This is a genomic window from Bacteroidota bacterium (assembly GCA_008933805.1).
Lineage (GTDB): Bacteria > Bacteroidota > Bacteroidia > UBA8524 > UBA8524 > SB11.
On record WBUH01000001.1, the window covers coordinates 255894 to 275782 of the forward strand.

The 19889-nt window shown below is 42.8% G+C and carries 13 protein-coding genes; 4 read left to right on the forward strand and 9 right to left on the reverse strand.

Translation table 11 applies throughout. From position 1 onward, the window contains the following. Positions 1–91 precede the first annotated feature (91 nt). The 6 genes from F9K23_01275 to F9K23_01300 all read right to left on the reverse strand — a co-directional run bounded on the left by F9K23_01275 (position 92) and on the right by F9K23_01300 (position 10299). The gene (locus tag F9K23_01275) at positions 92–1930 is read right to left on the reverse strand and encodes a T9SS type A sorting domain-containing protein (protein ID KAB2918797.1); all 1839 of its coding nucleotides are present in this window, start codon (positions 1928–1930) and stop codon (positions 92–94) included. A gap of 193 nt (positions 1931–2123) precedes the next feature. Beyond that, positions 2124–3923, reverse strand: a complete 1800-nt coding sequence (locus F9K23_01280) for a T9SS type A sorting domain-containing protein (GenBank protein ID KAB2918798.1) — start codon at positions 3921–3923, stop codon at positions 2124–2126. Positions 3924–4013: 90 nt separating this feature from the next. Beyond that, complete coding sequence (locus F9K23_01285) at positions 4014–5789, reverse strand: T9SS type A sorting domain-containing protein (GenBank protein KAB2918799.1); 1776 nt, start codon at positions 5787–5789, stop codon at positions 4014–4016. Between the two features lie 86 nt (positions 5790–5875). After that, positions 5876–7639: a T9SS type A sorting domain-containing protein gene (locus F9K23_01290; GenBank protein KAB2918800.1), complete on the reverse strand. Its 1764-nt coding sequence runs from the start codon at positions 7637–7639 to the stop codon at positions 5876–5878. A 162-nt stretch (positions 7640–7801) separates the two neighbouring features. Next, positions 7802–9562, reverse strand: a complete 1761-nt coding sequence (locus F9K23_01295; GenBank protein KAB2918801.1) for a T9SS type A sorting domain-containing protein — start codon at positions 9560–9562, stop codon at positions 7802–7804. A gap of 395 nt (positions 9563–9957) precedes the next feature. After that, complete coding sequence (locus tag F9K23_01300) at positions 9958–10299, reverse strand: MGMT family protein (GenBank protein ID KAB2918802.1); 342 nt, start codon at positions 10297–10299, stop codon at positions 9958–9960. Positions 10300–10332: 33 nt separating this feature from the next. On the opposite strand from F9K23_01300, the gene F9K23_01305 reads away from it, so the two are divergent. Then, on the forward strand, positions 10333–10923 hold the full coding sequence (locus tag F9K23_01305) for a hypothetical protein (protein KAB2918803.1): 591 nt from the start codon (positions 10333–10335) through the stop codon (positions 10921–10923). Positions 10924–11011: 88 nt separating this feature from the next. Here F9K23_01305 and F9K23_01310 read toward each other — a convergent pair whose 3' ends face one another. The 3 genes from F9K23_01310 to F9K23_01320 all read right to left on the reverse strand — a co-directional run bounded on the left by F9K23_01310 (position 11012) and on the right by F9K23_01320 (position 14280). Then, complete coding sequence (locus tag F9K23_01310) at positions 11012–11548, reverse strand: DUF3347 domain-containing protein (protein ID KAB2918804.1); 537 nt, start codon at positions 11546–11548, stop codon at positions 11012–11014. An 11-nt stretch (positions 11549–11559) separates the two neighbouring features. Next, positions 11560–13830 (reverse strand): TonB-dependent receptor, encoded by a 2271-nt coding sequence (locus F9K23_01315; GenBank protein KAB2918805.1) that lies wholly within the window; start codon positions 13828–13830, stop codon positions 11560–11562. Positions 13831–13908: 78 nt separating this feature from the next. Beyond that, entirely contained in the window at positions 13909–14280 is a 372-nt protein-coding gene (locus F9K23_01320) for a hypothetical protein (GenBank protein KAB2918806.1), read from the reverse strand. A gap of 287 nt (positions 14281–14567) precedes the next feature. On the opposite strand from F9K23_01320, the gene F9K23_01325 reads away from it, so the two are divergent. The 3 genes from F9K23_01325 (at position 14568) to F9K23_01335 (ending at position 19869) form a co-directional block, all read left to right on the forward strand. Next, a complete protein-coding gene (locus F9K23_01325) occupies positions 14568–16445 on the forward strand; it encodes a DUF839 domain-containing protein (GenBank protein ID KAB2918807.1) in 1878 nt (625 codons plus the stop codon). A 67-nt stretch (positions 16446–16512) separates the two neighbouring features. Further along, entirely contained in the window at positions 16513–18465 is a 1953-nt protein-coding gene (locus F9K23_01330) for a cytochrome-c peroxidase (protein ID KAB2918808.1), read from the forward strand. A 36-nt stretch (positions 18466–18501) separates the two neighbouring features. Then, positions 18502–19869, forward strand: coding sequence for a cytochrome c (locus F9K23_01335; GenBank protein ID KAB2918809.1), 1368 nt, complete (start codon positions 18502–18504; stop codon positions 19867–19869). Positions 19870–19889: the final 20 nt, after the last annotated feature.

Below are 19889 nucleotides of genomic sequence, written 5' to 3' on the forward strand. Positions count from 1 at the left end.
TTGTGATAGATTAAGGTTAAGTGCAAATGAGTTTGGTTGTAATAACCGCAAGGAGCTGATAGGCTCCCTGCGGTACTTGTGCAGCCTTCGATTATTTTACTACCAGTAAAATATTTTGGTTGATGGTGGTACCCGTAATTTTTACAGTGTACATACCCGCACTCATATTAGCAGTGCTTAAGTCAACAGGAAGATGGTTTTTGCCTTTAGTAAGGGTATAGTTACCGACAGCGTATTGTTTGCCCAGCATATCAAATACCTCTACTTGAACTGTAGCAGGGCCGTTGCTTTCTACCTCAACAAGGGCCAATTGGCTGCCTTGTGCCATTGGGTTGGGGCTAACTACAGCCTCTTTATCTCCTTTGGGTGCAACAGGGGCTACGCGTGCATTAGAGCCGTCGGCATTTTGTGTGGTATAGCAAATTTGATTGTCTTGCAGGTTTTGATAATAATCAACCAAAAATGGAAAATCATAGAATGAGTTGGGCCAATACTCGCCTGTCCAAGCAGTGGTGCGTGTAGCTGAACCGGAGATTTGTACAGCATCCCTCATGTCGTATTGGCAAGCACTAACACCGTTAAAGTAGGCCTTTACAAGCATGTGGTCAAATCCACCCAAAGAGTATGGTGAAATGTATGAGGTGTATCCGTAAATAGCTATTCCATCATTATCAGTACCGTAGCCATTTAGTTGGTCAATGCGCATTGCTCTGTCTAAATCAACTTCGCCGTATGTAAACTGGCCGCCTGTCACTGCATTTCCGTTATCGTCGGTTTTTATCACCAGCATATCATCAAACCCAAAAAAGCCTTGGTCGGTATAACCTGCTAAATAGTATTCATAATTGCTGCTGCTGTTCATTCGCTCAATAAGGTCCATCGCGTAATCGTTGCCAACATTACCAGCGGGGTGGTTATAATCGTATAGCTCGTCCCAAACAATAGCTCCACTGTAATCAAGCGCCATAAACCAAGCATCAATACCACTACCGTTTATATCGCTGAAACCCGCAATGGCAAAGCCGTTACCGTTTGCGTCAATGTTTGTGTTGTCGGCCTGAATGATAGATGTAAAAACATCCCTTGAGCCGGCTGTGCCGTAAAAATCAACTTGTTGTGTGGGTACACCCGTATTACTGTTTAGACGCAAGAAAAAGGCATCGGGTAGAGAAGCGGCAGTAGTTTTATCAATGTGTTCACCAACTACCATTACCTCATGACAGCTACATGTTGAGTTGTAGTTTGAGCTTTCAACAATGTCGTGCGACATATCAGAATCGGTGTTGTAGTTGTTTGTCATGTCATAGGTTGCGCCCCAAAGCAATGTTCCGTTTTGGTCGATTTTAATAACAAAAACACGATTGTTTCCGGTTCCTGCTACGGTTAGATAACCTGTTATGTACAAGTCGCCGGGATTTGATACCGATTCCACAATCTCTTGAACACTAACATTGGTGTGAGTAACACCCCAAAGGTTTTGAAAATATCCGGCTGAGGTAACAACGTTTCCCGTTGGGTTAATGTGTGTGTAAAAAATCCCCATTGTTGTAGCCCCGCCGCTTAGGTATGAGCCAGCGACTGCATAACCGTTTCCATTGCTAAATTCAACCGTTCTTATGTGGTCGGCACTAAAGAATGCAGGCATTGCAGGCGGATTAGTGATGTCAGTTAGGTAATACTGATAGTTAAAAGTTTGAGGATTACTAAACAAACCATCCATATCGGTTCGCTGGACATTGATTGTAAAGTCGCCGGGGAAACTTGAACCACCCGGGCCGATTAGAAAATGGCCTGCATTACCACCTGAATATGCGTTGTTACCGTCGGTAAGCATTTCCCAAGTGTTGCCACTGCCATAAAGGTGTTGAAAGTACTGTGCTTTTGCATTAAAGCCAATAAGTACTAGTGCTAATAGATAGATTTTTTTCATGATAGTAATAGTTTAATGCATTGATTAATAAGTAGGATAAGCAAACAAGTTACGATTGCATGCAGCCACTGCGCAATAACTAATGAGTAAGTGCTAAAGTATGGATGGTAAGTGTGCTTTTTGACTAAGTAACTGCAAAAAAGAGCCCCGCAAGAACGCGTTCTTGCGGGGCATAAAAGTGTGATTACATTGGTTATTTTACCATTAGTAAAATGTTTTGGTTAATAGCAGTGCCGCTGATTTTTACGGTGTACATGCCTGCTGCCATGTTGGCTGTGCTTAGGTCAACAGGCAATTGGTTTTTACCTTTAGTAAGGGTATAGTTACCGGCAGCGTATTGTTTGCCAAGCATATCATACACGGCAATTTGTACAGTTGTTGGTTCGTTGCTTTCTACCTCAACCATTGCAACTGAACTACCTTGTTGCATAGGGTTGGGAGATACAATTGCTTCTTTATCACCTTTAGGTTCTACAGGAGCCATGCGGGCATTTGATGCGCCCGGGATTGATGAAGTATTGCAAAGTTGAGCATCGCTGGCTGATGATGAGAAAGCCAAAAGCATTGCTGAGTTAAATGTAGATAAGGTGCTGAATTGAGATTCGCTAAACATACCGGGGCCTGTTTGTGCTATTGGTGTGGCAAACGATTCATTACAGCCTGAGTTACCATCAAAGTAAGATTTCACTACATACGCATCAGTGCCACCTACTCCTGTTGCAAAAGTACCCAACCCGTAAGTGCTTAAGCCGTCAACAGAAGTGCCGTTGTATTGGTCAAGTTGTGCAGCCATATCATAAGCTGAACCACCATAGGTAAACTCACCATTGGCAACTGCAACACCAAAATCATTGGTTTTTAATACAACTGCATCCGAGCTGCCAAAAACGCCGTTGTCGGTTTCTCCGGCCAAGTAATACTCATAATTACTTGATGTATTTAGCCTTTCCATTACATCATAGCTAAGGCCGTTTGCTCCGGGGTTTGCGGCATAGTCGTGCAGAGTCGACCAATAAGTAGTACCACAGTTTTGATCGGTTTTCACCATCCAAAAATCCCAGTCGGCACCGCCGTTAAAATAGTTGCTATGGCCACCCAAAACAAAGCCTGTACCACCACCGGCAACACTATTTGATACTGTAATTGAGGTTAAGTACTCTTCAGAATTGTTTGTGCCAAAAAACACAGCCCAAGGGAAAGTAATGTTACCGAATATGGCATCAAAATGTACCAAGTAACCATCGGCAGTGCGGGTTCCGCTATTGTCATAAGTAGTACCTACTACAATCACTTCAGGTCCCCATGTTCCTATGTAAGGGCTTTCTATTACATCGTATCCCCAGTCTCTTGAAATTGCAGGTGAGACTGTGTTTGAAACTGAGAATATTTGCGACCAGAATATTGCGCCGGTCATGATGTCGATTTTGATAACAAAACTGTGTATATCAAAGGTGGTAGAGGTTTCTTGCAGCGAACCTACTATGTACAATTCATTGCCTGAGGCTGATTTAGAAATGTTACCTACAGCAATGGCATTCCACATGTAACCCGGTACGGGCATCGGTGTATAATCAAAAGTACCGCCGGGTATTATGTTGCCGTTGGGGTCTAATTGCATATAGTACACGCCGCTACCTGCGGGACTTTGATATAAACCCACAACACCAAAACCTGCGCCACTGTTCATTTCAAATACCTTGGTGTGGCTAAGGTTGTGAGTAGAGCCTACTGCCGTTCCGATTGTGTAGAAATTATTGAAGTTTGGTGCACCTAAAATGTTGCCGGTATTGTCGGCATAAGCTGCTAAAACCCCAGCAACGCCAGCAGAATTTGAACCGTTGGCACCAATAAAATGTCCTTGGGGTTGCACAAATGTGTTTACGCCTGATGGCCAGTTTTCGTTGCTAGTTGCTCCGTAAACGTGTTGAAAATACTGAGCTTGGCATAAGTATGCCATTAATGAAAGTGTTAAGGTAAAAAAGGTTTTTTTCATAAAATGATAGCTTTTATTTAGTGATAGTGGTTGATAGTAACCCCCGCAAGCACTGCTTGCAGGGGTATATATTGAGTTGGAGTTTTGGGCTTATTTAACCATTAACAAAATGTTTTTGCTGATAGTGGTTCCGCTGATTTTTACGGTGTACATACCGGCAGCCATGTTGGTATTGCTTAGCGTTAGCGGTAATTGATTTTTACCTTTTACAAGCTCGTGTTCGGCATTGTAGTATTGTTTGCCAAGCACATCGTAAATTGTGATTTGAACTACAGCAGGGGCTTCAGTTTCTAGCTCAACAACAGCTACAGAGCTGCCTTGTTGCATTGGGTTGGGAGATACCACAGCTTCTTTATCACCTTTAGGTTCAGCAGGAGCCATGCGTGAGTTATCACCGCCAGTAATTGATGTGTTGTAGCACAAAGTAACATCACTAAGTGTGGTTGATGAAACCGATAAATTGTTTAAAACAAAGAAGTCAAAATCGTTCAAACGGGTTTCACTATATAAACCGGGACCCGGTTGCGGGCTGGGAGTGCTAAAGGTTTCGTTACAGCCAGATAGCCCGTTGAAGTATGATTTTATTAAGTACTCATCGCCTAAGCCAATACCGCCGTTATACGATATTCCAAATATGCTAAGCCCGTCAGCAGGGGTGCCGTTGTATTGGTCAAGGTTATAACCAATATCGTCATTTCCCGTATTGTAGGCAAATTCACCATTGGGCACACCGTTACCCAAATCGTCAGTTTTTATTACTAATACATCTGCGCCTCCCATAGTTCCATTGGATGTTGTACCGCAAGCATAGTACTCGTATTGGGCAAATGTGTTTAAACGTTCTTTTACGTCGTTGCAAAAGTTGTTATTCCCCGGATTTCCGGTGTAATCATACGTTGAAGACCAAACCGTGCCTCCGGTTGGGTCACTTTTCATTAACCAAAAATCAGAACTCCCCGAGCCCATATTAGCAACACCGCCAATAATAAACCCATTAGTGCCACCGGCAGGGCTGTTGGCAATGTCTATGGATGTAAACTGCTCGTTGGTGGCGGCAGTACCGTAGAAAAGTGCCCAAGGGAAAGTAGGGGCACCCGTATTTGCATTTAGCCTGAAAAATATACCATCGGTGCTGGTAGAATTGTAATCATACCCGCCGCCAACAATCACTACTTCTGGTTGGCCTAATGGCATGTAAGGGCTTTCAATAATATCGTTTGAAAATTCTTTTTGTGGGAAGCCGACTTGTATTACATCATAAAAACTTGACCATAGGATGTTTCCGCCCACAGTGTTGATTTTTAAGGCGTAAATAAAGTTTTGGCTCAAGCTGGTTTCGGTAGAACCTGTGATATATAAATCATCAGTGCCGGGTGATTTAGCTACAGCTGATACACTGATAAGATTGTACCACGCCACCGTTAATGGCACAGGGGTGTAGCTGAAAATATTGGTCGGGTTTCCTGTAGGGTCTAACTGCAAGTAGAATATTCCTTGAACAGCACCTGTGCCGTTGTTAAACAGGCCTACAGCACCAAAACCACTGCCGTTTTCAAGCTCAAATACATTTACAGAAGTAATGTGAAGAACAGTACCACTTAAATCGCTTATTGTGTACTCATTATTAAAGTTCGGAGCACTTAAAATGTCGCCGTTCACATCCGTGTAGGTTACAATTAAATTTGATGCAGAGCTAAAGTTTATGTTGTTTTCAGAGGCCATTAAATGTCCCTGAGGTTGGATGAATGTGTTTACCCCCGAAATGGTTTGTTGTAAATCGGGTGAGCCGTAAAGGTGTTGAAAGTACTGGGCCTTAGCACATATTCCTGCAACGGCCAACGAAAATAGTAAAACGTATTTTTTCATTATGTGATAGAGTTTAGGTTTTCTTAGGAATGATAGTGGTTTGATAGAAAAATGCCCCAAACAATTGCTTGGGGCATTCGGTAGGTTTATTTAACAATTAACAGTATGTTTTGTGCAATTGAAGCGCCTGTTACTTTTACGGTGTACATACCGGCTGCCATATTAGCATTGCTAATATCTAGCGGTAATTGGTTGTTACCTTTCACCAGTGTATGTGAACCGTTGTAATACTGTTTGCCAAGCATATCATAAATGGCTACTTCTACAGTGGCAGGCATATCAGTTTCCAATTCAACAAATGCAACGGGGCTGCCTGGTGCCATTGGGTTTGGCAATATCACCGCTTCTTTATCACCTTTGGGTTCAGCCGGCGCCATACGGGCGTTGCTGGCACCGGGTATAGTGTTGTTGAAGCACAAATTCATATCACTTACAGTGCTTGAAGAGGCCATTAACGAACCAAAAGAGAATCCGTTAAAATCAGTTATGTAATACTCATAGTATAATCCGGGACCTGTTGTAACGTTTGGTATTGATAAGTATTCATTACATCCTGAGTTTCCGTCGTAGTATGATTTGATTAGGTAAAAGTCGGTTGAGCCAAGTGCAGCTAAATCGCCGGTAGCAAATGTGCTAAGACCGTCGGCAGCAGTATTATCGTATTGGTCAAGTGATGCACCTCTGTCGCCATTTGCGCCTCCGTAGGTGTACTCGCCAAGGCCATTACCCATATCGTCGGTTTTAATTACCAAAACATCTTCACCACCAAAGAAACCATTGTTGGTAGAGCCTGTCATAAAATATTGGTATTGGCCTAGCATTGGGCTAAAGCGTTCAATAACGTCTCTGCAATTGTCGTCAGAACCGGGATTAAAGCTATAGTCATACAAGTTAGACCAAATAGTGCCCCAACCGGTAGGGTCAACTTTTATCAACCATGCATCGTTACTGCCGTTTACATTGCTATGTCCGCCAATAACAAAACCTTGGTTACCACCTGCTCCGCTATTTGCTACAGTAATACTGTAAAAAGCATCGTTGCTGCTGGCAGTACCGTACATTATAGCCCAAGGCAGGTTTAGTACCCCTGTATTTGCATCTACACGGATTACAAAACCATCGTTGGTAACACCTATGCCGTGTGCATAGCCAACAATCATGGCTTCAGGTTGGCCAAGAGGGTTGTATGGATTTTCGATAATGTCCATTCCCACTTCACGTGATATAGGTGAGCCGTGTGGAATATCGTAAATGTTAGACCAAATGATTGCACCGGACATAACGTCTAGTTTCATCGCAAAAACATGTACCAAGGGAGCGTTGGCTTGTAGAGCCCCTGTAATATAAATTTCATTACCGGTAGCACTTTCAGTAACGTTACCTACAATGTTCACATCCCATGTGTATGTGCCTGGTATTGGAGCATAGTCAAAAACATTCATCACATTACCGTTGGGGTCTAATTGCATGTAAAACAATTTAGACGGGCTTGCAGTACCCGCAACAGGGTCGCGGTGCACACCTACCACACCAAAACCGGCTCCGTTGTTCATTTCAAAAACCCTAGTCCAGTGTACAGTATTAACTGTACCTGTAATTGGGTCAGTGATTTGGTATTCGTTGTTAAAGTTTGGAGCACCATTTACATCGGTATAGGTGGCAATAAGAGAGGATTGGAATGTAACAGGGTCTTGAGTCACCCCAGCCATAAAATGGCCTTGGGGTTGTGCAAAAGTATTTACCCCTGAGCGGAGTTCTTCAGGGTCGGCAGTTCCGTAAACATGTTGAAAATACTGTGCCTTGGCTGATACGCCAAGTAACACCAGTGCAGTTAATAGTAGATTTTTCATGATATTTTTTCGTTTGGTTTTAGAAGAATAGTTACAAGTTATTTCATTGAGTGAGGAGCATCAAGCACCAATGAGTAAGTGCAGTGTTTGGGTGGGTAACTGCAAAAAAAAGCGGGGCCGTTGTGGCACCCGCTTTTTATTATGAGCAAAATGATATGATGGTTACTTGATTATTAATAGTATGTTTTTGCTGATATTTATTCCAGTAATTTTCACAGTATACATACCGGCAGCCATGTTAGCTGTGCTTAGGTCGACAGGTAGTTGGTTGATACCCTTTACAAGGGTATGCGAACCGCTTACGTATTGTTTGCCAAGCATATCATATACAGCAATTTCTACTGTTGCAGGAGTTTCTGCTTCCAACTCTACCATAGCAACCGGGCTGCCTTGGTTCATTGGGTTGGGTGATACAATTGCTTCTTTATCTCCTTTAGGTTCAGCAGGAGCTAAGCGGGCGTTGCTACCACCTGCTATGCTGGTTGCGAAACACAAGTTACCATCGTTGGCAGTTGAGTTTGTTGCAAACATTCCAACATTTGTAAGAGAAATTCTTGGCCTGATGTTGTATTTGGTGATGATACCGGGGGCACTCACAGCGGATGAGGTGCTAAAGCTTTCATTACAGCCTGATAGACCGTTGAAGTAAGCTTGTACTTGGTAGGCGTCAGTTGAGCCTACAGCGCCACCGTTAAATGTTCCAAATACACTTAAACCGTCGTTTCCGGTGCCGTCAAAATAGTCAAGTGATGTACCTATATCGTCAGCACCACTACCGTAAGTAAACTCAGCAACTGAGTTACCAACGTCATCTATTTTTTGAACCACCAAGTCAGTTCCTCCCAAATTACCTGAACCGGTTAAACCGCCAAGGTAGTATTCGTAAAAACCTGATTGATTTAAGCGTTCAATAACATCGGTAGAGTTGTCCCAGTTACCTGAACCGCCATTGTAATCATAAGTATAGCTCCAATAAGGATTTCCTTGGTCATCGGTTTGCATCAACCAAAAATCGCGGTTAGAGCTGCTTCCGTTAGCATCAGTAGTTCCGCCGATAATAAAGCCGGGACCGCCCGATGCTGCATTGTTTGATATTTTTATACAATCAAACACCTCAAAAGTACTGGTAGTACCATAAATAAGAGGGCTTGCTAATGCAGCACCTGAGGTTGCGTCTAACCTTAAGAAGAATGCATCTGAAGAGCCTCCGTTGGCATACGTTTGACCAACCACAACTACTTCTTGGTTACCGGTTGGCATATAAGGGCTTTCTACAATCCCTTTTGCCCAGTCGCGTGATGATGTAGTGCTAGGGTTAATAATATCAGGAATAGTCGACCATATTATATTTCCGGCTTGGTCTATTTTTAATACAAATATCCAAAAGCTGCCACCTGTTACTACAGGGTCTATTGTTCCGGTAATGTAAAAATCGCCGCCACCTAATGATTCTGTTACGTCAGCAACTTCAACCACGTACCTTCCTGTTCCGGCAGGGTTATATTCTGTGGTGTTCACAACGTTTCCGGCGGCGTCAATTTCAAGGTAATAAATACCGGGAAGTGCTGTACCGCTGGGGTCGTAGAACAAGCCAAAAATACCGTAGCCTGAACCATTGCTAAACTCAATAGGAATAGTGTTTTGAGCAGTTAAGGTTACGCCCGATGAGTGGATGAGCGAATAAGTATTGTTAAACGCATTAACGTTACCATTCACATCGGTGTTCACAACAAGAATATCCTGTGTGGTGGTTGATGTGTTCCATGTTGGAGCGGCGACAATGTGCCCTTGTCCTGTAGCAAAGGTGTTTACACCTTGGCCACGGCCTTCACCATTAGTGGTTCCGTAAGTGTGTTGGTAGAACTGTGCATTTGCGCACATGCCTGCAAATAGTAATGCTGTTAGTAGATAGATTTTTTTCATAAAAATTGGTATTTGTTAATTAAGGTTTGAAAAATGCTTTAATTGATAGGACTGCAATGCTTAAACGGTCACCTTATTACTAAGTATGCCGAATTGTTTTTTCTTTTGATAGGGTTTAATTTTTGGTTGATGTTTGATAAGTGGGTAGGAAAGTGTTGGGCAACAAATTGCCCGAAAGGATAAAATTCGTTAGGGAACTGAAAAACGACTGCTTAGGTTAGTAGATGTACTTCTCATAAGCCAAATAAAAATTGATAATTATGTTACAAAGATTTAAAAAAAAATTCAAAAACAACAAAGAAATTTTTTATATTGTATAAAAAGTTTTATCAATTGTGCAGTATGCCTTTGTTTTTTAATAATATAGCAATACAATTACGTGTATTTTACATGGGCTAAATCTTTAATTCTTTAGCAGGGTCCCAAAATTTTTGTTCAAAGTCTACCACCTGATGGTTATCAATTACAATACCCTCGGCTTCAAGCAACTCTTGCATTTTTTCGGGGGGAGAAAAGTGGAGCCTGCCGCTTAAAAGTCCGGCACTATTAACTACACGGTGTGCGGGCACAGGGGTAGGAGATGTAAACGAAGCATTCATTGCCCAACCCACCATTCGTGCTGATTGACCTGAACCCAAATAGCGTGCAATGGCACCGTAACTGGTTACCCGCCCTTCGGGAATAAGTTTTACTACTTCATATACCATTTCAAAAAAACTCAACTCTTTGTTTTGCATTACCTTTGCGCCATTAGCGTATTAAATAGATTAATGAATACTAGTTGCAAGATAAAACTTGGTAGTGTAAATAACCTTACCGACGCCCGTTTTGGGGCTGCAATGGGGGTTGAGTGGGTAGGCTTTTGCTTTGATAATCAAAACCCGTTATATGTATCGCCCGTGCAGGCACAGGCAATTATTGGCTGGCTATCAGGGCCTGCAGCGGTTGCTGAGTTTGCTCCTACACAAGGTTTGAATGAGATTGAAGATATAGTGCGTTTGCTGGGTTTTGAGTGGATACAAATTGCTGAACCGGCTATGCTGCATTACTTTGAAGCCAGTGATATCAATATTATTTTGGAGCTGGATGCAAACGCAGGCGATTTTGAGGCGGTGCTAAACAGTTTGCCTGCTGAAGTAAAGGCAATATTGGTGAAAAAGGTTACGCCCGAACACGCAGCTAAATTAACAGCTTTGCAGGTGCCTGTGCTGTTTGATGTGGAAGGGTTGAGCACTGAACAGCAAAACGAGTTAAAGGCATTAAATCCATACGGAATAAACATTAGCGGTGGATTTGAAACAGCACCGGGCATTCGTGATTTTGACGAAATGAATGCCGTATTTGAGGTGTTTGGAGAATAATCGCTATAGCGTTTTTATAAAACCACAAAGGCACAAAGTATTATACTTTGTGCCTTTGTGGTTTTATACTTAATTGAGTTGGCGGTGCTTAAAACTCTTCTTCAACATTGCCGCAGTGCAGCATTTTGTTTCCAAAGTAAGGGTTCATTACCTCCTCATTGTCTGATAGCCAATAAGCTCCTTGGCCTTTAAATGCCATAGGGCAGTATTGGCGGTAAACAGTTTGAGCATTAGCCTTAAACGATTTAATCAACGCATACATACTTAACGAAACCTGCTCAAACGCCTTGCGCTGTACTTCCACATCACTGCTGCCTGCAATTAATTGCAGTTGGGTAGTAAGATGGCTGTAGTGGCCTGTATAGTAGGTTTTTTGTTCGTCGGTAAGTTTATCTGTTTTTGCCTTTTCAAGCGTATTAGCTAAATCGGTAGCCGCTGTTGCCGCAGTTGTTGCCGAGGTTTTAACCAAAGCGTCTTTAAGCGGATAATAGCTTTCTAAAACGGTGTTTAGTTGCTTAATAAAAGTTTTGTCAGCCTTTGCAAAGTTTTTAATGGCTGAATCTTGGGCTTGTATGGTTGCTGTTGCCGTAAAAAAAGCAACAAGTAGAATTACTATTTTCTTCATGTTAGTGTATATTATTTTTTAATCCTGAAACGTGCACCTGCATAGAACATACGACCCTGTACAGGTCCCCAAACCATGCTTGCATCAAAATAATTGCCATTTGGGTTGGCGGGGTCAACAATTAAGCGGTCTTGCCTGAAATCAAGCAGGTTTTCACCACCAACGTACACATCCCAGCGTTTGCCAATGGTTTTGGTAATTTGTGCATGGACGTATACATACGAGGGCGAATACTCTGGCATGCGTAAGCTTTCGGGGTTGGCTTGTGTATTGGGCAAACGTTTTGGTCCAAACCAAGATACTGTAACATCAAACACCCATTTACCGCGAGGTTTGTAGGCTACGTTTATAAACGCCCTGTGGGGGCTTTGCAAGTACCGTTGTAACAACCCGCTTTGGTATTGTGTTCTTACATCGTAGTAACGGTATGCGATACGGGTTTCTATTCGGCGTACGGGTTCATAGGTTAACTGTACTTGGGCACTGTTGGCAAACGATTTACCGTTTAGGTTATAAAACGATACCTCTCTTGCAGTATTATCCAAGTCTATAACCACTTGGTTTTCAAACTGTGTACGGAATATATCAGCCTCAAGGGTAGCACTTCTTTTGCCTATTTTTATTTCGCTGGTAAGACTAATCCCCATGTTCCAAGCTACTTCAGGACGTAGGTTATAGGCTGTAGCAGTTTGCCAGTTGGCAGGTAACACAAAATTACGTCCTGTGGCAAATATCTGTAAGTTATCAGCAAACACATTAGCTGTACGTTGTCCGCGTCCGGCAGTAATATGTACTACAGTACCGTTGCCTCTGTCGTAGCGGGCGTGCAAACGTGGTGTTGCAAAAAAGCCGAACAGGTTGTGGTAATCACCACGCAAACCACCTATCAGCATCCATCGTGCTGTAGCTTCCCAAGTGTATTCAACAAACGCACCGGGCACATTCTCAACACGGCTTGGGGTAGCAGGTGATTGGTTTTTTACTACAATCTCTTCGTGGTATATATCGTGCAAAAAGCTAATACCAGCGCGGTATTTGTGGTTGGTATTGCCAATAATAGATTGGAATAAGAAGTTGGCATACACGCTTTGTTGGCGGGCATTGTAACTATTGTTTCCAAAAAAGGTTTGTTGGTTGTGGGTAAGAGCACTCCACATCAACCCAAAGCTTTGGTATTTTTTGGTAGGGAATACATAGCCCGTTTTGCCAAACACCTCAAAGCGTTCGGTTTTAATCCTTGCTTCGTATACACCTGCTGATGGGTTACGGTTCACGCCGTCGTAGCGGGTGTCGCCACCAATACGGTCTTCAATTAACGCTTTTACACCAAATTGTCCCTCAAGTGTTTTGTGGTTGCTGAAATGCCAGCGTTGGGCACCGTTTAACTGATAGCCTGTAGGCATATCACGATAACCGTCGTTGTTCATGTCCACATTTTGGGTAAGTATGCTTCCGTGCAGTAACAAACCTGCGCTCACTTTAGAGTTTAAATCATGGCCAAGCACAAGGTTACCTTCATACCTGCCCTGATTGCTTACATAAGCATTGGCAAACACCTTGTCTTTGCCTTGGGGTTTGCGCAGCTCTGTATTTATTTGTCCGGTAATACTTTCGTAGCCGTTGGCAACACTACCTATCCCTTTGGTTACTTGTATGCTTTCAATCCAAGTACCGGGTAAATATCCCAAACCATAAGGTGCAGCAAGGCCACGCACACCGGGCAGGTTTTCAGAGGTTATTTGGGTGTACGCACCCGCCAGTCCCAACATTTGTATTTGTTTAGCTCCTGTAATGGCATCACTGTAGTTAACATCTACTGAAGGGTTGGTTTCAAAACTCTCTGATAAGTTACAGCAAGCGGCTTTAAACAACTCCTTTTCGGTCATTATGGTGGCCTTAATCGGGTTTAGGCGGTCAAGCACCAAACCACGGGTTTCGCCGGTTACTTCTACTTCTTCTACCTCAAGTACATTTTTAAGCACAATTTTTAGAGGTAATACTGTTTGCGGAGTTATTTCGATTGTATCAGCCATAAAGCCAACATAGCTTATTACCAAAAGGTTGCTTCCTTCAGGTTGTGTTATGGCAAAAACACCATTGGTGTCAGTGGTGGTACTTTTTGTTGTATTAGCCCAGTAAACATTTACAAAGGCAAGGGGTGCGTGGCTTTTGCCAGCTTCCTCGAGCACCGTGCCCCGCACGATGTTTTGTGCTGTTAATGGTGTAGAGGCCAAAAACAGTACTATTATATATATGTATGATTTTATTTTTTTCGGATTCATTGTTTTAAACTTTTGATAAATGAAAAAGCAGTGCTAAGCCTGATAGTAGTGGCAGCACTATGAAAAGTTTAAAATGTATTAAATCCTGAAATTGCCCAGTTTCACATAAATGTCGACCGGAGGAGGGTGGGGGGGAGTTGTAATAATGCTGGCAGTTGGTGCAGCGATAGGTAATACCTGCAATACTCCAAACTCAATTGCGGGCAACCAAAACCAATGTAATGTTGGTGGTTGCAGTTGCGATGCCAGCGGATGCTTTTCGTCAGATTTAAGGTAGGCATGTTCGTCGCGACAGCAGTCGTCCGGAATTTCGCTACCACAGCAACTCTCGGTTTCTACTACTTCAACACCCACCAAGGTGCCTTCGCAATAGTGCACAGTAAGCGGTAAGCCCACTGCCGAAAGGGCAGTGTACAAAAACAGCCATACTATAATTAAACCGCGTTTCATTATACTTAGTACGAATTTACAAAATTCGTTCCTATTTTGTTTAAACAGATAAAAAAAATGAAAGTTAAGGGCAGTTAATGGTTTATTAATATGCTGCAACGCCACATGGTATTTGTTAAGTAAAGACTTATGGGTGCTTGATTTATTGATAATACGACTAGTGTATATTATTAGTTGGTAATGTTTTGGTAAAGGTATTTTAACTCTTTGTTGCCTTTTTAGTAAAGCAGTAGTGACAATTTCTTTACAGTGCAGGGTCAATTTTGCACCCAAACTCATACTTAACAATGAAAAAACTGTACGTATTGGCCGCCTTTGTTGCTGGCGGTTTCGCTACTGCAAACGCCCAATTCAAATTCCCGATTGAGGCAACTGCAAACTACAACGCAACAACAGTGGTATTGCCACAATCTCCTCTTAAATCACAAGTTCTTTTTGTAGGTGGTATCGACTCGGTTCAAACCGTAGGTAACAACGGTCAACCCAATGGCTTTGCCCTTGCAAAAGAATGGCACGATTTCATCGGATTTACTCCTGATACTGCTACCGGTACCCAAGATTTGGGTTGGTTGTCAGTGAACCACGAGATGATTTGGAACGATGACAAAATTGGTGACGGTGGTGGTATGACGGCTTTCAAAGTTCGTCGTAATTCTAATGGTTCTATCAGCATCGTTAACCAAACTCTTCCTGATGGCCGTGCCGGTAAATTCTTTAACGTAGATTTTAAAAACACCGTAGGTGAAACAGGTATGAACTGTGCAGGTATTTCTGCCCCTAACGGTCGTATCTGGACAGCTGAAGAGTGGTTCCGTACCAACAATGCTTCTATTTCTGCTGGTTCTGCAAGCCCGATGGGTGGTAGCGGTGCCGGTGTACGCGATACAGCTGATTGGGTAATCAGCACTACTATTCCCGGTGATTTCAATGGCAAAACCATTAAGAAATTCCAAAACTTTAACTACATGGTTGAGATTGACCCACGTACTGCTAAAGCTATCCGCAAGCAATACAACTGGGGCCGTGCCGGTTGGGAAGGTGGCGCGATGATGCCTGACCATAAAACCATTTATTTGGGTATTGACGAGTCTCCAGGTCCTTGGATTAAATTCGTAGCTGACCAAGCTGATGATTTTACAAAAGGTAAACTATATGCTTGGAAAGCTGACGGTTCATGGGTTGAGCTTGTAAACGATAAATTTGACTCAGTAGCTAACCTGTCAACTAATGCATTTGCTAAAGGTGCTGCTATCTTTAACCGTAACGAGTGGGTAGCATACAGTCCGCTTGATGGCAAAATCTACTGGACTGAAACTGGTCGTGACGGTTTTAACTTCACTGCAAACGTAGCAGGTGGCGCAACTATGAGTCCACATTGGGCTAGGGCTTACAAAACCCGTAACCCTTCATTTACCGGAACCGACCAAGCTGCTATAGATTCAGTAATGGCAGGTAAATTTATTGACTACTACGGTCGTGTATTGGTGTATGACCCTGCTACCAGCAAAGTTGATATATATCTTGAGGGAGGTCCTTATACTCCTACTTCATTGCCTGTAAACGGCGGTTATCCTGCAAAACACCTTTCAAACCCTGATGGTTTGGGTGTTATGACTATCAACGGTCGTCAATTCATGTTAATTCTTGAAGATTTGAACGGTCGTAGCTTTGGTCGTACTCCTGCTGAAAACCAATCGTCAGGTACTGAAATTTGCGAAATGTGGATGTTGGACATGACTATCAAAAACCCAACTATCAACGACTTAGTACGTGTTGCTGCTACTCCTAAAGGTGCTGAAATCACAGGTGTGATTGCTTCTGCCGATGGTAAAACTTTGTTCTTTAACTCACAACACCCTGCTCCTGCAAATGCGTTCCCATACAACCACTCATTAACAATGGCAATTACCGGATGGGAAAACATTGTAAATACTTGGGTAGGCGTTGAAGAAATCAAAAGCAGCGACGTGTTTACTATCTATCCAAACCCTGTATCACGTGAGTTGCACCTGAACAAAGCTTGCGATATCGCTATCTATGAAATGAGCGGCAAGCGTGTGAAAGTGTTGCGTAATGTTGAGATTGTTGACGTTACCGACCTAGCTGCCGGAACCTATATCGTAATGAACGATAAAGGCGAAACTCAAAAACTAATTGTAGAATAATTTTTCTAAGTATCAATAGCAGAAGGAATACGGAAACTCCGTATTCCTTCTTTTTCATTAACACCCCTTGTTTCCGATTATAATGATGGCAAAAGAGATTTTAAGTTCACGCAAAACCACTGTAATCTTCATTATCAGTGTACTGGTTTTCATCCTATCTGCATTTAGTTACAGCAACAGTACCAATGCCCTTGAGCAACTTACGGGTGAATACCGTAACGGACTGCAAAATGTTGAAACCGCACTTTTTGAGCTTAAGAATACAGCAGAAGCACCCACGTTTGACTTGGTGAAAACCCGTCAAGCTTTTTTGAATGTGCGCGGAAAGTACAAGCAAATAGAGTTTATACTGGAGTATTTTGACAATACTGCCGTGAAGGATTACGTGAACGGTGCCCCGTTGCCAAAAATCGAGCGGAACAGCGGTGAAATGAATGTATTGCAACCACACGGTTTGCAGGTGATAGATGAAATGCTTTTTGAGGAGCAGCCTGATACTGAAGGCTTGAAAAATGAAATAGCCTTGCTTTGTAAAAACTTTACCGAACTAAAGTTATTTCAGCAGAAACAATATATGTCAGAGCGCAACTTGTTTGAGGCTGCACGCTTGCAATTAGTGCGTGTTGCATCAATGGGTATTACCGGGTTTGATACACCGGGTAGCGGCAACTCGTTGGCAGATTGCCAAAATGCCTTGCAACCGTTGTTATACATGGCTAAGGTTTATACACCCCAATTAAAGGGTGAATTAGGTCAACAGCTTGAAACTAAGCTATCGGCAGCTATACAATATCTTAGCGTAAATGCTGATTTTGATGCCTTTAACCGCTTAGAATTCATAAGAGAATATTTAAATCCGGCTTTCAAATTGTTTAAAGATGCCCAATTGCAGTTGGGTATTGAAACTGTGTACGATACTCCCGCGGGTATCAATCAACCCTATAACTATTTAGCCGATAACTTTTTCGGCAATGATTTTCTTAATCCCGACTATTATTCGATGGTGAAAAAAGGGATTACCCAACCCCAAATGGAGAAATTGGGTAAATACTTGTTTTTCGACCCTGTATTATCCTCTAACAACAAAAGGGCTTGTGCATCGTGCCACAACCCGCAAAAAGCCTTTACCGACGGTGAGCAACGCAGCCTTGCCTTGGATTTTAAAGGAACGGTTTCTCGCAATTCGCCAACGCTTATCAACAGCGTGTTTGCCGAACGTTACTTTTACGATTTACGCACTGAAAAAATCGAAAACCAGTTTGAGCACGTGATTACCTCTCCGCATGAGTTTAACACCTCGTACCCTGAGATTTCAGCCAAATTGAACCAAAGCGAAGAATACAAACAACTGTTTAGGGAGGCATTCCCTAATTATAATGGAGAAATTTCAAAACACACCATATCAGAAGCTATTGGTGCGTATTTAAAAACACTCACCTCGTTTAACTCTGATTTTGACAAGCACTTGCGCGGTGAGGCCAACATCCTTAGCCCGCAAGCCATTAACGGGTTTAACTTATTTATGGGCAAAGCGGCTTGTGCTACCTGCCACTTTGCGCCCACCTTTAGCGGTTTAGTCCCTCCCAATTTTGCCGAAAACGAATCAGAGGTATTGGGTGTACCTGCTACTAATGATACAATTAATCCTGTACTGGATGGCGATATCGGTCGCTTTGGCGGCCGTATGAAAGAAAAGGTTGATTTCAACCGTCATGCGTTTAAAACCGTAACAGTTCGCAATGCGGCACTCACTGCCCCTTATATGCACAACGGCGTTTATAAAACACTTGAAGATGTGTTAGATTTTTATAACCGTGGCGGGGGTGCAGGTTTAGGCTTTGAACTCGATAACCAAACCTTAGCACCCGATGCGCTTAATCTTACTCCAAGCGAAACGAAGGATATAATTGCGTTTATGCAATCGCTAACGGATACCACAGGGTTAACCCAAGTGCCTGTATCTTTGCCCAAATTCCCTTCGGCAGATTTGAACAAAAGAAAAATAGGAGGGGAGTATTAGGCGCTTAACATTTGTCATTAAACACACATTTGTTAAATGGTTGATGATAGATTTTGTGTGATGAAACTAGTTTTAACAGTCATTGTTTTTTTGTGCAGCATAAGCGTTGGGTTGGCGCAAGCGCCTACTTATACCCAAGATATTGCACCTGTCATGTATAAAAACTGCTTGCCCTGTCATCGTACGGGCGGCACAGCACCTTTTCCGTTAGAAACCTTTAAGCAGGTGAAGCAAAAGGGCAATTTCATTAAGTACGTTACTGAAATTGACTATATGCCGCCGTGGAAGGCGAATCCTCATTACAGAAGCTTTGCTAACGAAAAATACCTGACTGCCGAGGAAAAAGAAAAGATAAAAAAATGGGTAGAGGGCGGCACTCCCGAAGGGCCTAAAGACAAACTACCCTCTATGCCTCAATTTCCGGATGGGTCTCAGTTATTGGGCAAGCCTGATATGGTGCTGCAAATGAAAAAGCCGTACGTGGTACAAGGTAACAACCAAGAGCAATACATCTGTTATAAAATCCCCTACGAATTGCCCAACGATACCTTTGCCTGCGGTATTGAATTTATAGCGGGTAACCGTAAACTGGTGCACCATGCCAGCTATCAGGTATTAGCTGTGCCCGATGATGTAGATATTTTCAGCGGTCCAGATTATTTTGTTTACGGCGACAGTAGTTTTGTTGACGATGCCCACGATTACGGCTATTTTAATCTGATAAACCAATACGGCGAAGGCCCTGTAGAAGTGTTTCACAGCGGGTACTTGCCCGGCACATCACCGCAGGTATTTAATGACGGAATAGGGTTTCGTTTGCCTAAGCGGGGTATTTTAATGATACGAAATTTACATTATGCCCCCAGTCCTGTGGAGCAAACCGACCAATCGAAAATCCACATATATTTTTCAAAAAAACCGGTTGACCGAGCCATCGGTTTTGCGGCTTTCAAACCTACAAACCCAAATCCCGGCGCTGATTGGGTAATACCTGCCGACAGCATAAAACAATTTTATATCAATGTGAAGCTGCACGATGATATATCATTGTTGGCTATCAACCCTCACATGCACAAGTTGGGCAAGTATTTTAAGGTGTATTGTGTAACCCCCGCAGGCGATACCATTAAACTGGTAGAGATACCCGATTGGGATTTTAACTGGCAAGAATTTTACCGATTTAAAAACATTGTAAAATTGCCCAAAGGTAGCGTTTTACGTGCCGAGGCCTTGTTTGATAATACGGCTGCCAACGACCAAAATCCGTACAGTCCGCCGCGCGATGTGTTTTTTGAACGGGGAATGGATGATAAGGATGAAATGATGCGTTTGGTAATGTTGTATTTGCCCTACAAAGAGGGGGATGAAGCCATCGTTTTAGAGAAGCAATTATCAGAACGTTAGCCGGTTGTTGGTTTGGCAGG

Excerpts from the sequence above, each read along its gene's own strand:
- F9K23_01275 (KAB2918797.1), bottom strand. The coding sequence starts at position 1,930 with ATGAAAAAAATCTATCTATTAGCACTAGTACTTATTGGCTTTAATGCA.
- F9K23_01280 (KAB2918798.1), bottom strand. The coding sequence starts at position 3,923 with ATGAAAAAAACCTTTTTTACCTTAACACTTTCATTAATGGCATACTTA.
- F9K23_01285 (KAB2918799.1), bottom strand. The coding sequence starts at position 5,789 with ATGAAAAAATACGTTTTACTATTTTCGTTGGCCGTTGCAGGAATATGT.
- F9K23_01290 (KAB2918800.1), bottom strand. The coding sequence starts at position 7,639 with ATGAAAAATCTACTATTAACTGCACTGGTGTTACTTGGCGTATCAGCC.
- F9K23_01295 (KAB2918801.1), bottom strand. The coding sequence starts at position 9,562 with ATGAAAAAAATCTATCTACTAACAGCATTACTATTTGCAGGCATGTGC.
- F9K23_01300 (KAB2918802.1), bottom strand. The coding sequence starts at position 10,299 with ATGCAAAACAAAGAGTTGAGTTTTTTTGAAATGGTATATGAAGTAGTA.
- F9K23_01305 (KAB2918803.1), top strand. The coding sequence starts at position 10,333 with ATGAATACTAGTTGCAAGATAAAACTTGGTAGTGTAAATAACCTTACC.
- F9K23_01310 (KAB2918804.1), bottom strand. The coding sequence starts at position 11,548 with ATGAAGAAAATAGTAATTCTACTTGTTGCTTTTTTTACGGCAACAGCA.
- F9K23_01315 (KAB2918805.1), bottom strand. The coding sequence starts at position 13,830 with ATGAATCCGAAAAAAATAAAATCATACATATATATAATAGTACTGTTT.
- F9K23_01320 (KAB2918806.1), bottom strand. The coding sequence starts at position 14,280 with ATGAAACGCGGTTTAATTATAGTATGGCTGTTTTTGTACACTGCCCTT.
- F9K23_01325 (KAB2918807.1), top strand. The coding sequence starts at position 14,568 with ATGAAAAAACTGTACGTATTGGCCGCCTTTGTTGCTGGCGGTTTCGCT.
- F9K23_01335 (KAB2918809.1), top strand. The coding sequence starts at position 18,502 with ATGGTTGATGATAGATTTTGTGTGATGAAACTAGTTTTAACAGTCATT.